Source organism: Pantoea ananatis LMG 2665 (genome assembly GCF_000710035.2).
GTDB lineage: Bacteria > Pseudomonadota > Gammaproteobacteria > Enterobacterales > Enterobacteriaceae > Pantoea > Pantoea ananatis.
The window spans coordinates 682,557-695,859 of record NZ_JMJJ01000004.1; the positions used below are offsets into that span (position 1 = coordinate 682,557).

The 13,303-nt window shown below is 55.7% G+C and carries 12 protein-coding genes; 9 read left to right on the forward strand and 3 right to left on the reverse strand.

Annotation, left to right across the window (positions count from 1 at the left end; translation table 11 throughout):
* Window positions 1–20: 20 nt before the first annotated feature.
* Window positions 21–1,595: a methyl-accepting chemotaxis protein gene (locus tag EL29_RS05040; RefSeq protein ID WP_028715011.1), complete on the reverse strand. Its 1,575-nt coding sequence runs from the start codon at window positions 1,593–1,595 to the stop codon at window positions 21–23.
* Between the two features lie 410 nt (window positions 1,596–2,005).
* On the opposite strand from EL29_RS05040, the gene hinT reads away from it, so the two are divergent.
* From hinT to EL29_RS05080, 8 genes are all read left to right on the forward strand, one after another.
* Entirely contained in the window at window positions 2,006–2,356 is a 351-nt protein-coding gene (hinT, locus tag EL29_RS05045) for a purine nucleoside phosphoramidase (protein ID WP_013025376.1), read from the forward strand.
* Window positions 2,357–2,376: 20 nt separating this feature from the next.
* A complete protein-coding gene (locus tag EL29_RS05050; RefSeq protein WP_014593434.1) occupies window positions 2,377–2,748 on the forward strand; it encodes a YcfL family putative periplasmic lipoprotein in 372 nt (123 codons plus the stop codon).
* A gap of 10 nt (window positions 2,749–2,758) precedes the next feature.
* Window positions 2,759–3,355: a penicillin-binding protein activator LpoB gene (gene lpoB / locus EL29_RS05055; protein ID WP_013025378.1), complete on the forward strand. Its 597-nt coding sequence runs from the start codon at window positions 2,759–2,761 to the stop codon at window positions 3,353–3,355.
* Window positions 3,315–4,151: a thiamine kinase gene (thiK, locus tag EL29_RS05060; RefSeq protein ID WP_028715012.1), complete on the forward strand. Its 837-nt coding sequence runs from the start codon at window positions 3,315–3,317 to the stop codon at window positions 4,149–4,151. The genes lpoB and thiK overlap by 41 nt, the downstream gene beginning before the upstream one ends.
* Window positions 4,152–4,182: 31 nt before the next feature.
* Window positions 4,183–5,223 (forward strand): beta-N-acetylhexosaminidase, encoded by a 1,041-nt coding sequence (nagZ, locus tag EL29_RS05065; RefSeq protein WP_014593437.1) that lies wholly within the window; start codon window positions 4,183–4,185, stop codon window positions 5,221–5,223.
* Between the two features lie 38 nt (window positions 5,224–5,261).
* Window positions 5,262–5,804 (forward strand): alpha/beta hydrolase YcfP, encoded by a 543-nt coding sequence (gene ycfP / locus EL29_RS05070; RefSeq protein ID WP_014606124.1) that lies wholly within the window; start codon window positions 5,262–5,264, stop codon window positions 5,802–5,804.
* A gap of 212 nt (window positions 5,805–6,016) precedes the next feature.
* Entirely contained in the window at window positions 6,017–7,321 is a 1,305-nt protein-coding gene (locus tag EL29_RS05075; RefSeq protein ID WP_085980258.1) for an NAD(P)/FAD-dependent oxidoreductase, read from the forward strand.
* Window positions 7,322–7,609: 288 nt separating this feature from the next.
* A complete protein-coding gene (locus EL29_RS05080) occupies window positions 7,610–8,152 on the forward strand; it encodes a glycine zipper 2TM domain-containing protein (protein ID WP_013025383.1) in 543 nt (180 codons plus the stop codon).
* 203 nt (window positions 8,153–8,355) lie between these two features.
* On the opposite strand, the gene EL29_RS05085 is transcribed toward EL29_RS05080, so the two are convergent.
* Entirely contained in the window at window positions 8,356–8,787 is a 432-nt protein-coding gene (locus tag EL29_RS05085; RefSeq protein ID WP_227008725.1) for a MarR family winged helix-turn-helix transcriptional regulator, read from the reverse strand.
* Between the two features lie 108 nt (window positions 8,788–8,895).
* Between EL29_RS05085 and EL29_RS05090 the strand changes: the two genes are divergently transcribed.
* Entirely contained in the window at window positions 8,896–9,363 is a 468-nt protein-coding gene (locus EL29_RS05090) for a carboxymuconolactone decarboxylase family protein (RefSeq protein ID WP_015700548.1), read from the forward strand.
* Between the two features lie 114 nt (window positions 9,364–9,477).
* Here the strand turns inward: EL29_RS05090 and mfd are convergent, their stop codons facing one another.
* Complete coding sequence (mfd, locus tag EL29_RS05095; RefSeq protein ID WP_028715013.1) at window positions 9,478–12,927, reverse strand: transcription-repair coupling factor; 3,450 nt, start codon at window positions 12,925–12,927, stop codon at window positions 9,478–9,480.
* Window positions 12,928–13,303 lie beyond the last annotated feature (376 nt).

Genomic DNA, 13,303 nt, shown 5'->3' on the forward strand with positions numbered 1-13,303 from the left:
GGGCATCGCGCTTTAGCCTGTCAGTTTGCTTCGCGAGTCAAAAATTTTGAGGTGGTCTGCAACAGTCGATCGGATAACCGTTGCAACTGTGCCGTTGCGGTCGCCGTTTCTTCTACCAGCGCCGCATTCTGCTGCGTGTCGGTATCTATTTGCGCCACGGCAATACCGATCTGTTTCACACCGGTGCTTTGCTCATGACTTCCCGTGCTGATCTCAGCCACCAGGTCGTTGACGCGATGAATCTCTTTAATGACCGCCTTCATGGTTTCGCCTGCCACGCTGACATTGGTCACGCCGGTTTCGACACGTGAATGACTTTCTGTAATCAGCGTTTTAATTTCCTGGGCTGCCACGGCGCTGCGCTGCGCCAGGTTTCTGACTTCGCCCGCGACCACTGCAAACCCCCGACCTTCATCCCCGGCACGTGCCGCTTCCACCGCCGCGTTAAGCGCCAGAATATTGGTTTGAAAAGCAATGCTGTCAATGACGCTGATGATTTCGCCGATTTTGCTACTGCTGTCCTGAATGGCGCGCATCGTCTGCTCAACGTCAGACACTGACTGACCGCCGCTGGCCACCTTCTGAAAGGCGTTGCTGACCACGTCGTTCGCGATCCTGGCGTTGTCTGCATTGCTTTGTACGGCTGAGGACAGCTGCTCCATCGAAGCACTGGTTTCTTCCAGCGCTGAAGCCTGTGATTCCGTTCGTTGTGACAGATCGCGGGTACCCTGGGCGATTTCCGTCGAGGATTTGGCTACCTGTTCCGCCGCTTCCTGGACCTCACTGATCAGGTCGCGGATGTGCTGGCGCATCACGGATAACTGGTAAATCAGGCTGGAGGTATCCCCGGCTTTAATGGCGTTATGCTCATAAAGATGACCGTCGGCGATCAGGCCCGCCACTCTGACGGCAACGTCAGGCTCGGCACCCAGCTGCTTCATAACGGAAAAAAATATCAGCGTGCCCAGTGCGCAGCCGGCGATAAAGGTCAGGCTAATTAACAGAATCAACATCAAGGAGGTTCGGTCAATATGGGAAACGTTGTCGTCAATGATCTGGCTGACGGACGCATTGTAGATCTTTACGGCTTCTAACAGGGGATCCCGGACCGCGACATGTAAACGATCTGTCGTCGTTGCGATTTCCTTTAGCGCTCCTGCCACATTGTTTTCGTTGGCAAGGGCGTAGACGCGTTGCATGGACGCCAGGTAGTCAGGCCAGGCCTGCAACACTTTCTGCGTGATAGCAACCAGCGCCGGATCCTGAGATTGCTTAAGAAAATCAATCGCATTTTGCACAGCTTGCTGAGACTTCTGGTTAAATTTAGAGGTGGTTTGGCGTGATTCAACGGGCGTAGCGGAGCTAACCGGAAAGACGTAAGCATAGGAACGGCGAAAATGCGTGGCCATCTCCCGGGCGGCAACGTTCATTATCTGCACAGGCTCCAGCCGGGAAGCGTAGAGCTGCTGTTCTGACGCAGCCAGCGACCGAAGTGAGTGAAGAGAGATCACAGCGATAACAACCATGGCGAGAAGGAAAAAAGCGATGAGAAAAATCAGGCGATGTGACAATTTGACACGTTGTAAAATGCTCATATTCAACATCCTGTTTAATCGTTGATGTAATCGTTTTCTTGACTGTCAGGCGTCGCGCATCACAGAAAGCAGGTTAACCCGATACGCTGTTGATAGTTTCGGCAGGTAGCATTGGTGGTTTATTGATCAATTGTTGCAACTTTTGTCCAGGTGTCTCCTGTAGAAACAAATGGAGCGGGGGTTCCCGTCGGGCAGCCCTGCAAGCGCGTGTGTCAGGTCTGGCCGCAGGCAACATAAAGGGGGCGACGAGCGCAAAGGGGGCAGAGACAGGAGAGACGGTTTTTTGCATACGGGCGCTGTTAAATGCGTTAAACGCCGCCGGTCATAACAAGAAAAAGTCGCCTGAGGTTGAAAGAAAACGAATTTCTCCCGCATACTGAGGTATTACCTCAGGCTCAAGGAATTGCTTTATGGCTGAAGAAACTATTTTCAGTAAAATTCTCCGTCGGGAGATCCCCGCCGACGTGGTGTATCAGGACGAACTGGTAACGGCTTTTCGCGATATTTCACCCCAGGCGCCAACGCATATTTTGATTATCCCCAATATCCTGATCCCAACCGCCAATGACGTCGAGGCGGCGCACGAGCAGGCGCTGGGTCGGATGTTCACCGCCGCCGCAAAGATTGCGCGGGAAGAAGGCATTGACGAAGACGGCTATCGCCTGATTGTTAACTGCAATAAACATGGCGGTCAGGAAGTTTATCATATCCATATGCATCTGGTGGGCGGCAAGCCGCTTGGCCCGATGCTGTCACACTGATCCCTGAAGGGAACCTTGCTATGCGTTCATGGTTGATATGTCTGCCCGTGGCGTTGCTGAGCCTTACTGGTTGCAGCAGCGACAAACCGATGATTAATACATCGCAGTCACTGGTCATGGAGTCGTCTGTCCTCTCGGCGGGTATTATTACCGACGAGCCAACGCTGGATAACCATGACGGCCAGAAACGTGCCAGCAGCATACTTTACAATCAGCGTGAAACGCCGGTGGTTGTGCACTATCGTTACTACTGGTACGACGACAAAGGGCTTGAAATAACGCCGCGTGAACCGGCTCAGGTTGTCACGGTTCCCCCCAACGGAAGCGTCGCTGCGGTGTCGCAACTGGGTAATCTGACGGCCAGCAAGGTTCGTCTCTATATCTATCTCTGAGGACTGTTACGTGATTCGCAGTGTTAACCGTACTGGCGCGCTAATGATGGCGCTTATTCTTTCTGGCTGCGTGATGAAACAGCAGCAGCCAGCACCGGTCGAACCGACTCAGCCTGTGGAGCCGGTTCAGCCTGTTCCTCAGCCAGAGCAACCGATCCCCCAGCCTCAACCTGTTCCGCAACCGCCTAAGCTGGTGACGATTAACTGGGATGCCAGCGTGGAACCTTTGGTCGCACAAATGGTGCGCGCCGCCACGGTGACGCCGGGAAGCGTGTTGCTGGTCGATCGCATTAAAAACAGCACTAACGGCGCACTACAGGGTGAAAAGGCGACCAGTGCTATTCAGAACGCGTTGAATAACAACGGTAAGTTCACTCTGGTGTCGTCAGAACAGCTGGCGCAGGCGAAACAAACACTTGGCCTTTCGCCAGACGACAGCCTGAACTCGCGCAGCAAGGCGATTGGCCTGGCGCGTAATCTCAACGCGCAGTACGTGCTCTACAGCACGGCCAAAGGCGATGTAAAATCACCGACCTTACAAATGCAGCTGATGCTGGTGCAGACGGGTGAAATTATCTGGTCTGGAAACGGTGTCGCCCAAAATTAATGCGGCGCTTCTGCAACTGATCAAGGCAACAACGGGCGGGCATCGGGTAACGGTAACACCGTTGGCAGGATTAACCGGGCAGAGCTGTCAGATCGTCACACAAAACGAACGGCTTCTCCTCCGCCCGGCGCCACAGTCAGCGATACCTTTCGTCAATCGCCAGCGCGAAGGGCGCGTGCTGCGTAAATTGCGGCTGAGCGGCCTGGTGCAGCGCCCGCTGGCGGGTAACCGGCACGGCATTATCCTGCCCTGGCAGGACGGTGAGGTGATGAGCGATGCCGGATTCCGTGCTGCACGGCCTCAGGTACTTGCCTTATTGCAACGGCTACACCAGCAGCCGCTCACCGGTTACCGTTTATCCCTTTTGCCCCTGCTGTGGCAGTACTGGCAGCGTTGCCAGCAGCGACAGCACCGCTGGTTGCAGCAGCTGCAACGACTAACCAGACAGGGCGAGCCGCGGCCGTTACGCCTTGCGCCGCTGCATATGGATGTGCATCCCGCTAATCTGATTCAGTCTGAACAGGGGCTGCACCTTATTGACTGGGAATATGCCGCAGACGGCGACGTGGCGCTTGAGCTGGCGGCCGTCTGTTTATCCGATCCCACTCAGCAAGAGCAGTGGCTAGGTGACTATGCCGCGCTCATGCAGATCCCGCTGACATCATTGCAACACCAGGTTTCGCGCTGGCAGCCCTGGCTGCATCTGTTAGTCGCCAGTTGGTATCAACTGCGCGCCGAACAGAGCGGCGATGCGCATTTACAACAGCTGGCTCAACAGAGCTGGCAGCAGATTTAACGGCTTTGTGCCGAGAAACAGGATTCAGGCTATGACAACAGGTTTCCCCGGCCCCTTGATGCTGGACGTCGAAGGTTTCGAACTGGATGCGGAAGAGCGTGAGATACTGCGCCATCCGCTGGTGGGTGGATTAATCCTTTTCGCCCGCAACTATCATGACCCCGCTCAACTGGCCGAGCTGGTGCGTCAGATTCGTGCCGCCTCGCCTACGCGCCTGGTGGTGGCGGTGGATCAGGAGGGCGGGCGAGTACAGCGTTTTCGTGATGGCTTTACGAATTTGCCCGCTATGCAGTCTTTTGCCGCGCTCAACGATATGACAACGGCAGGCGAGCTGGCGCAGCAGGCTGGCTGGCAGATGGCGGCCGAAATGATCGCGCTGGATATTGATATCAGCTTTGCGCCGGTACTGGATATCGGCCATATCAGTGCGGCCATAGGCGATCGCGCGTTCCATGAGGACCCTGCGATTGCCCTGGCGATGGCGCGGCGTTTTATTGCCGGCATGCATGAGGCCGGAATGAAAACCACCGGTAAGCATTTCCCCGGTCACGGCGCGGTCAGTGCAGACTCCCACAAAGAGACACCGCGTGATGGCCGCAGCGAAGCCGAACTGCGCGAGCATGATATGGCGATATTCCGCACGCTGATCGGCGAGCAGGCGCTCGACGCTATTATGCCCGCACACGTGATCTATACGGAAGCCGATCCGCTCCCCGCCAGCGGTTCACCTTACTGGCTGAAAACGGTGTTACGCCAGGAGCTGGGTTTCAAGGGCGTGATTTTCTCGGACGATCTTTCAATGGAAGGCGCGGCGGTGATGGGCAGCTATGCCGAGCGTGCGCAACAGTCTCTGTCTGCCGGATGCGACATGATTCTGGTCTGTAACGACCGTCAGGGCGCGGTAAGCGTGATCGATAATTTGACCGTGATCGAGGCAGAGCCGGTGGTGCAGTTGTACCATCGGGGAACCTTTAGCCGGGACAGCCTGAAGGCCAGTCGCCGCTGGAAACAGAATGCGCAGCAGTTAAGCGCGCTGCAGGAACGCTGGCTGGCGCATAAAGCGACGTGGTAATCACGGGTTGCCCGGTGTGATGATCTTCAAGGATAAACATGATTATTTATCTTCACGGTTTCGATTCATCCAGTCCGGGCAACCACGAAAAAGTGCTGCAACTGCAGTTTATCGATCCTGACGTCAGGCTCATCAGCTACAGCACGCGCCATCCCAAACATGACATGCAGTTTCTGCTCAAAGAAACCGATAAAATGCTCAGTCTGAGCGACGATCCGCATCCGCTGATCTGCGGCGTAGGGCTGGGCGGGTACTGGTCAGAACGTATTGGTTTCTTGTGCGCGATCCGCCAGGCGATTTTCAATCCCAACCTGTTTCCGTACGAAAATATGGAAGGCAAGATAGATCGACCTGAAGAGTACCTGGACATTGCCACCAAGTGCGTCAGCGATTTTCGCGAACGTAACCGCGGCCGCTGCCTGACCCTTTTATCCCGCCACGATGAGATTCTCGACAGCCAGCGCAGCGCCGCACTGCTGGATCCCTACTACCCGATCGTTTGGGACGAAAGCGAAAGCCACAAGTTCCGCAATCTTTCCCCCCATCTTCACCGACTGAACGCCTTTAAAACGGCAGATTGACGCAACCGGGCGCCCATGCGGTGCCTGATTGTGTTGTCGGCGTTGCCAGGAACTGTCTGCTAAATTTGATGTACATCAATTTTCTGAGGCCCATCGCTTCCCGCCATGCTATTCTGCCCCCAGATAGCGAAATTATGTCGCCAACCCTATGTTTATTAAGGTTTAATTTAACCATTGATTAACTTTTGGTTCACAATTTGAGGGGGTTTTTGTTGACTACATCTGTTAAAAAAATTGTCATCGTCGGCGGTGGCGCCGGTGGGCTGGAGATGGCAACGCAGTTAGGCCATAAGCTGGGTCGCAAGAAGAAAGCCGAGATTATCCTGGTTGACCGCAACCACAGCCATCTGTGGAAGCCGTTGCTGCATGAAGTGGCCACCGGCTCCATGGATGAAGGCATTGACGCTCTCAGCTATCTGGCGCATGCCCGCAACCACGGTTTTCAGTTCCAGCTGGGCTCGTTGACGAACATCAACCGTGAGAAAAAAGTCATCCAACTGGCTGAAGTCGTGAATTCGCAGGGGGAGGTATTGGTTCCCGAGCGCGAGCTGGCTTATGACACGCTGGTCATGGCGCTGGGCAGTACCTCAAACGATTTCGGCACGCCAGGCGTTAAAGATCACTGTATTTTCCTCGACAATCCGCAGCAGGCGCGTCGTTTCCATAATGAAATGCTGAATCTGTTCCTGAAATTCTCTGCCAGCGAAGGGGCGGTGGAGAAGGTGAACATTGCTATCGTCGGCGGCGGTGCAACGGGTGTTGAGCTGTCGGCAGAACTGCACAATGCAGTTAAGCAGCTACACAGCTACGGGTATAAAGCACTGGGCAGCGAGGCACTCAACGTCACGCTGGTGGAGGCGGGCGAACGTATTCTGCCTGCGCTACCACCACGTATCTCCTCTGCGGCCCATCAGGAGCTTAGCAAGCTTGGCGTACGCGTTCTGACACAAACGATGGTGACCAGCGCAGACAAGCTGGGCCTGCATACCAAAAGTGGCGAGTTTATTGAAGCCGACTTAATGGTCTGGGCGGCAGGGATTAAAGCGCCTGACTTTATGAAAGCGATCGGCGGGCTGGAAACCAATCGCATCAACCAACTGGTGGTGAAAGAGACACTCCAGACCACGCTGGATGACGACATCTATGCCATCGGTGATTGCGCGTCCTGCGCCTTACCCGGCGGTGGATTTGTGCCCCCGCGCGCGCAGTCCGCACACCAGATGGCATCCTGTGCGCTGGATAACATCCTGTTGCAATACCAGGGCAAGCCGCTCAAAGCCTATGTTTATAAAGACCACGGTTCACTGGTTTCTCTGTCACGCTTCAGCACCGTAGGAAGCCTGATGGGCAATCTGATGCGCGGATCGATGATGATAGAAGGGCGCATTGCCCGATTTGTCTATATATCACTGTATCGTATGCATCAGGTCGCGTTGCACGGTTATGTTAAGACCGGGCTAATGATGATCGTGGGCAGTCTCAACCGGGTCATCCGCCCCCGTCTGAAGCTTCACTAATCGCATCATCTGATTTTTTTTTAACCCGCTGATTTCATTGCTAACTTGTCTGTTATGCCGTGAAGTCAGCGCGGTATCCGGCCCCCTCATCGTCGCTCAGAACTCTCCGAAAACGTGGCACTAACGCTTCAGGCACGCTTTTCTTCCCATTGTCTGATATTGCAAAAGCTTTACATCTGTAAAACTTATCTCAACCAAACGGCGAGTCGCGCACGTCGGTTCTGCCAGAGCTGTAAGGGATTTCCCAGCGGCAGGAATGCGCGGTAACACTTTCAGGAGGAACTTCCTGTGAATAAATCAATGTTAGCGGGTATCGGTATTGGCGTGGCAGCGGCACTGGGTGTAGCCGCCGTAGCAAGCATTAACGTGTTTGATCGCGGTCCACAATATGCACAGGTGCTGTCAGCAACCCCAATTAAAGAATCGATTAAACAACCGCGTCAGGAGTGTCGTAACGTGACGCTGACGCACCGTCGTCCGGTTCAGGATGAAAACCGTATCGCCGGTTCAGTACTGGGTGCGGTAGCCGGTGGTGTTCTCGGCCACCAGTTTGGCGGCGGTCGTGGACGCGACGTCGCAACGGTAGCCGGTGCGCTGGCGGGCGGTTATGCGGGCAACCAGGTTCAGGGCGGTATGCAGGATCGCGATACCTACACCACCTCTGAACAGCGTTGTAAAACCGTGTACGACAAGCAGGAAAAAATGCTGGGTTATGACGTCACCTATAAGATCGGCGACCAGCAGGGTAAAATCCGCATGGAAAACGATCCCGGTACCCGTATCCCGGTTGACCGTAACGGACAGTTAATCCTGAACGGCGATAAAGCATAAGATCCAGGGCAAAGCTTGCCGCATTGCGGTCACACAGCACACCATGAAACACGAAAGCGCATCTCCGGATGCGCTTTTTTTATGGGTCACCATGAAGGCTTTACCAACCTGCGTGACCCGATGAAGCCGCCGGGCGAGCCGAACACAGCGATAAACCTTATTCTGCTGAGCGGTAAAGCGGTGCGCGCCAGACAACATCGCCCTCAGACCGGGTCAGTCGGTAAGGTCGCCACCTTCACCAGCCATCGCCGCACAGCGCCTTCATCCTCAGAAGACAGATCGGCAAGCAGACCCGCTTCGGCCGCCTTAACGGCCGCTTTGCTCCGGGTCAGAACCTGCTGTCCTTCATCCGTCAGGCCAATAATCTGAATTCGACCATGCTCCTCGTGAGGGCGACGGTGGATCAGGCTTGCCCGCTCAAGGTTGCTGACAATCACGCTCATGGTTTGTGGCGTCAGCAAGGACAGCCGGGCCAGTTCGGCACCCGATGCACCAGGGTAGGCTGCCAGCATCGTCAGCACGGAAAACTGGGGCAGAGTCAGGCCCGTGGCTTTCAGGGCATGTTCCATCCGCATCTTATGAACGGCATGCGCCTGACGAAGCAGATAGCCAATGTGGCCTTTTGTGCCGCGCATGCCTTCTCCAGGGCCGGGCAGCGACAGATTGTGCGATCCTGACTTGCGCATAATGTAAGAACTCTTATATTGTTGTTCGTGTTCTTATATTAACAGGCAGGATTGATTATGGCATCGTATTCTCACCACCGAAGCGACTGGTCCACATTTGAACAGGCAGCGCCCGAGGTCGTTGCAGCGCTGGGCATGCTGGGCAAGGCGGTTGACTACGCAGGCCTGGATAAAACATTGACCGAACTGATCAAACTCCGGGCATCGCAGTTGAATGGCTGTGCATTTTGCCTTCAGTTTCATCTTAATGTGGCGCGTAAAGCCGGGCTGGCTTCAGCGAAAATCGATTTAGTCGCGACCTGGCGCGACGCGGGCATTTATTCCGGGCGTGAAGCGGCCGCTCTGGCATGGACGGAGGCGCTTACGCTGATGGCACAGCAGCCGATTCCGGATGGGCTATATGATGAGGTCAGTACCCTGTTTACGCCGCAGGAGATGATTTTCCTGACCTCGGCAATTGGGGCGATCAACGCCTGGAACCGAATTGCAGGTGCGTTGCAGTTTGCTCCGCCGCTGCCCAGATAAGTACAGGGCACGCCGTTCCGGATAAGCCTGTTTGCTCACGAGGCCGCCGGAAGGCAGGCATAAAAAAAGCCGCCCTGAGCGGGGCGGCTTGGCTTGATGCTGGTGGTGAGCGGGTTAAGAGGCGACCCGGTTTTCCATGAGCTGCGCCATAAACGACTGCACCCATTCCATACGCACCTTTCTTTCCGCCAGTTCACGGGTAAAGCGCAGGCGCGTCGGGCCTTCAAGCTTCCACTGCTTCGCATCTTTTTGCAGCAGGCCGATTAGCCAGGCAGGATCCACACTGTTTTGCGGCGCGAAATCAAAATAGCCACCTTTATCGCTGGCTTCGATTTTACGCACGCCAAGTGCTCTTGCCTTCATCCGCAACAGGGCAATGTCCAGCAGGTTACGGGCCGGATCGGGTAACAGACCGAAGCGGTCGATCATTTCCACCTTCAGCTCCTGCAACTCGTCTTCTGCTTCGGCACTGGCGATGCGTTTATACAGCGACAGGCGCGTATTCACGTCCGGAATAAACGCCTCAGGCAGCAGGGCGGGCATACGTAACTCGACTTCAGTTTGATTGCTGGTGAGATCTTCGAGGGAAGGTTCCCGACCGGCTTTCAGGGCATCGACCGCATTTTCCAGCAGTTCCATGTAGAGTGAAAAGCCCAGCGTTTCCATCTGACCACTTTGTTCTTCACCCAGCAGTTCGCCCGCGCCACGAATCTCCAGATCGTGCGTCGCCAGGGCAAAGCCTGCGCCCAGATCTTCCAGCGAGGCGATAGCTTCCAGGCGTTTTTGCGCGTCGGTCGTCATGGCTTTCGGGTGCGGCGTCAGCAGCCAGGCATAAGCCTGGTGGTGCGATCGGCCTACGCGTCCGCGCAGCTGGTGCAGCTGCGCCAGCCCGAAGTGGTCGGCGCGCTCAATAATAATGGTATTGGCCGTTGGGATATCAATGCCGGTTTCAATAATGGTGGTGCAGACCAGAACGTTGAAACGCTGATGATGGAAGTCATTCATCACCCGCTCAAGGTCGCGCTCGCGCATTTGCCCGTGGCCGATGGCGACGCGCGCCTCTGGCACCAGTTCCGTCAGGCGCTGAGCGGCTTTCTCAATGTTCTCAACATCGTTGTACAGGTAATAAACCTGACCCCCACGCAGGATTTCGCGCAGAATCGCTTCGCGGATCACCAGATCGTCAAATTCCCGAACAAAGGTTTTTACCGCGAGTCGACGCGCCGGTGGCGTGGCGATGATGGAGAGATCGCGCATTCCGCTCATGGCCATATTCAGAGTGCGGGGGATCGGCGTAGCGGTCAGCGTCAGAATATCGACATCGGCACGCATCGCTTTGATGCGCTCTTTATGACGCACGCCAAACCGGTGCTCTTCATCCACAATCAGCAAGCCCAGATCGTGCCATTTGATATCGCTCATCAACAGCTTATGCGTACCAATCAGAATGTCGATTTTGCCTTCGCTGGCTTCCTGTAGTATCTGGTTTTGCTCCCTGGCGCTGCGGAAGCGGGACAGCATTTCGATGCGCACGGGCCAGTTAGCGAAACGATCGCGGAAGTTATCATAGTGCTGCTGTGCCAGCAGCGTGGTCGGCACCAGCACCGCCACCTGCTTATTGTTTTCCACCGCCAGGAAGGCGGCACGCATCGCCACTTCTGTTTTACCGAAGCCCACATCGCCACAGACCAGACGATCCATCGCCAGCGGCTGACACATATCGCTTAACACGGCATTGATAGCCTGAGCCTGATCGGGCGTGGTTTCAAACGGGAAGCTTTCGCAGAAGAGCTGATACTGCTCGCGGTCGTGTTTAAAGGCATAGCCGCTTTTTGCCGCGCGCTGCGCATAGATATCCAGCAGCTCGGCGGCGACGTCGCGCACTTTCTCGGCCGCTTTCTGACGGGCGCGTGACCAGGCATCGCTGCCCAGCTTGTGCAGCGGCGCGTTTTCATCGGCGCCACCCGCATAGCGGCTGATCAGATGAAGCGAGGAAACCGGCACGTACAGCTTGGCATCGTTGGCATAAGAGAGCATCAGATACTCGGCCTGGATGCCGCCGGCTTCAAGCGTGGTCAGGCCGATATAGCGGCCCACACCATGTTCAAGATGCACGACCGGCTGCCCCGGATGCAATTCCGCCAGGTTGCGGATCAGAATGTCCGGATTAATGGTACGGCGCGTATCCTGGCGGCGACGGCTGATGCGCTCGCCCAGCAGATCGCTTTCACAGATCAGCGCACGATGGCCTTGCGTATCCACAAAGCCACGCTCGCTGGCGCCGATCATTAGCGCATGCTCTCCGGCGCTGACTTCGCGCAGATGATGAATAGCCTTAGGGCGAATTTTAATGCGCGCCAGCAGCTCTTGCAGGCTTTCACGGCGGCCTTCGCTCTCCACGGAGAACACGACGCCGCCGCTGAACTGCTCCAGAAACTGACGCAGGTTATCCAGCGGGGCTTTCGCCTGGGCCTGAACCGATAAGTCCGGCAGAGATTCATAACCCAGGTTGGTGTTGGCCGCTTTGGCAGGCAAAACGTCATGGGACATACGGATGCGCGGCCAGGCTTTCAGCTCGCTCATCAACGCATCCGGCCTCAGCCACAGCGTGGCGGGCTCAAGCAGCGGACGCATCGGGTCAACACGGCGATTTTCGTAGCGCGCGTTGGCATCATTCCAGAATCGGTCTGCGCCGCCTTCCAGATCGCCGCAGTTAACAATCAGCGTATTATCAGGCAGATAGCTGAACAGCGAGGGTAACGGCTGTTCAAAGAACAAGGGTTGCCAGTATTCAATACCGGCGGGCAGGGTGCCTTTGCTCACCTGCTGATAAACATGCTCGGCTTCACGGCGAACATCAAAAATTTCACGCCAGCGGCTGCGGAAGAGCTCTATAGCGGCTTTATCGCTGGGAAACTCGTGGGCCGGCAGCAGATTGATGGCGGGAACGGCTTCCAGCGTGCGCTGGCTGTCGACGTCAAACAGGCGCAGGCTGTCGATCTCGTCATCAAAAAAATCAATACGGTAAGGTTGCTCGCTGCCCATCGGGAACAGGTCGAGCAGAGCGCCGCGGGTCGCGTATTCCCCGTGCTCCATCACCTGGTCCACATGGCGGTAGCCCGCCTGTTCAAGCTGATCGCGCAGGCGATCGCGTGACAGTTTCTGACCCTGCTGCATCACCAGCGCATGGCCGTGCAGGAAGCTGTGCGGGCAAACGCGCTGCATCAGCGTGTTGACCGGCATAATCAGCATGCCGCGCTGCAAGGTAGGCAGTTGATACAGGGTGGAAAGACGGGCCGAAATAATGTCCTGATGCGGTGAGAAACTGTCATAAGGCAGCGTCTCCCAGTCTGCGAGATGCGTGACAGGCAAATCGGTAAACTGACGAATCTCGTCCAGCAGTCGCAGGGCGGTTTGCGTATCGGGTGTAATCATTAACACCGGACCAGCATGACGCTCGGTAATGCTGGCACACTCAACCGCGTGCGCAGCGCCAGTCAGCTGGCCGAGCTGGCGTTGATCGCCAGATTTCACGGGCAGGGTATAGCGAGTCGGTTCGGACATGTGATCTCGAGGTTGCTCCATTTTTACCAGGGCGTAATCATTCCATAATACGCCATGGGGATCACCTCTGCGGTAAATTTTTCTACCGCTTCGCCTTTAGGCAGGCGTGGCTGAAGGGTTGCTGTGTGTAAATCTTTTTTGCGAACAAGGTCCGCAGGAAAGTCAAACGGGTACATCAGCGCGACGTTCATTGCCGTCATCACTTTAGGATACGGAGTATATCGGCTTCCGCGCTGAATAATCGTACGATTAACCCCCTCTTTGTAGCCTAATCCTGTGCATCGAACACTTTCCTAACCTATTCTGATACAACTTTGCAGCAGACTCAGAGGGTTAGTGGTTTCATAAAGTGGGCCGCTCCTTTATCATCCTCTCT

Excerpts from the sequence above, each read along its gene's own strand:
- EL29_RS05040 (WP_028715011.1), bottom strand. The coding sequence starts at position 1,595 with ATGAGCATTTTACAACGTGTCAAATTGTCACATCGCCTGATTTTTCTC.
- hinT (WP_013025376.1), top strand. The coding sequence starts at position 2,006 with ATGGCTGAAGAAACTATTTTCAGTAAAATTCTCCGTCGGGAGATCCCC.
- EL29_RS05050 (WP_014593434.1), top strand. The coding sequence starts at position 2,377 with ATGCGTTCATGGTTGATATGTCTGCCCGTGGCGTTGCTGAGCCTTACT.
- nagZ (WP_014593437.1), top strand. The coding sequence starts at position 4,183 with ATGACAACAGGTTTCCCCGGCCCCTTGATGCTGGACGTCGAAGGTTTC.
- ycfP (WP_014606124.1), top strand. The coding sequence starts at position 5,262 with ATGATTATTTATCTTCACGGTTTCGATTCATCCAGTCCGGGCAACCAC.
- EL29_RS05085 (WP_227008725.1), bottom strand. The coding sequence starts at position 8,787 with ATGCGCGGCACAAAAGGCCACATTGGCTATCTGCTTCGTCAGGCGCAT.
- EL29_RS05090 (WP_015700548.1), top strand. The coding sequence starts at position 8,896 with ATGGCATCGTATTCTCACCACCGAAGCGACTGGTCCACATTTGAACAG.
- mfd (WP_028715013.1), bottom strand. The coding sequence starts at position 12,927 with ATGTCCGAACCGACTCGCTATACCCTGCCCGTGAAATCTGGCGATCAA.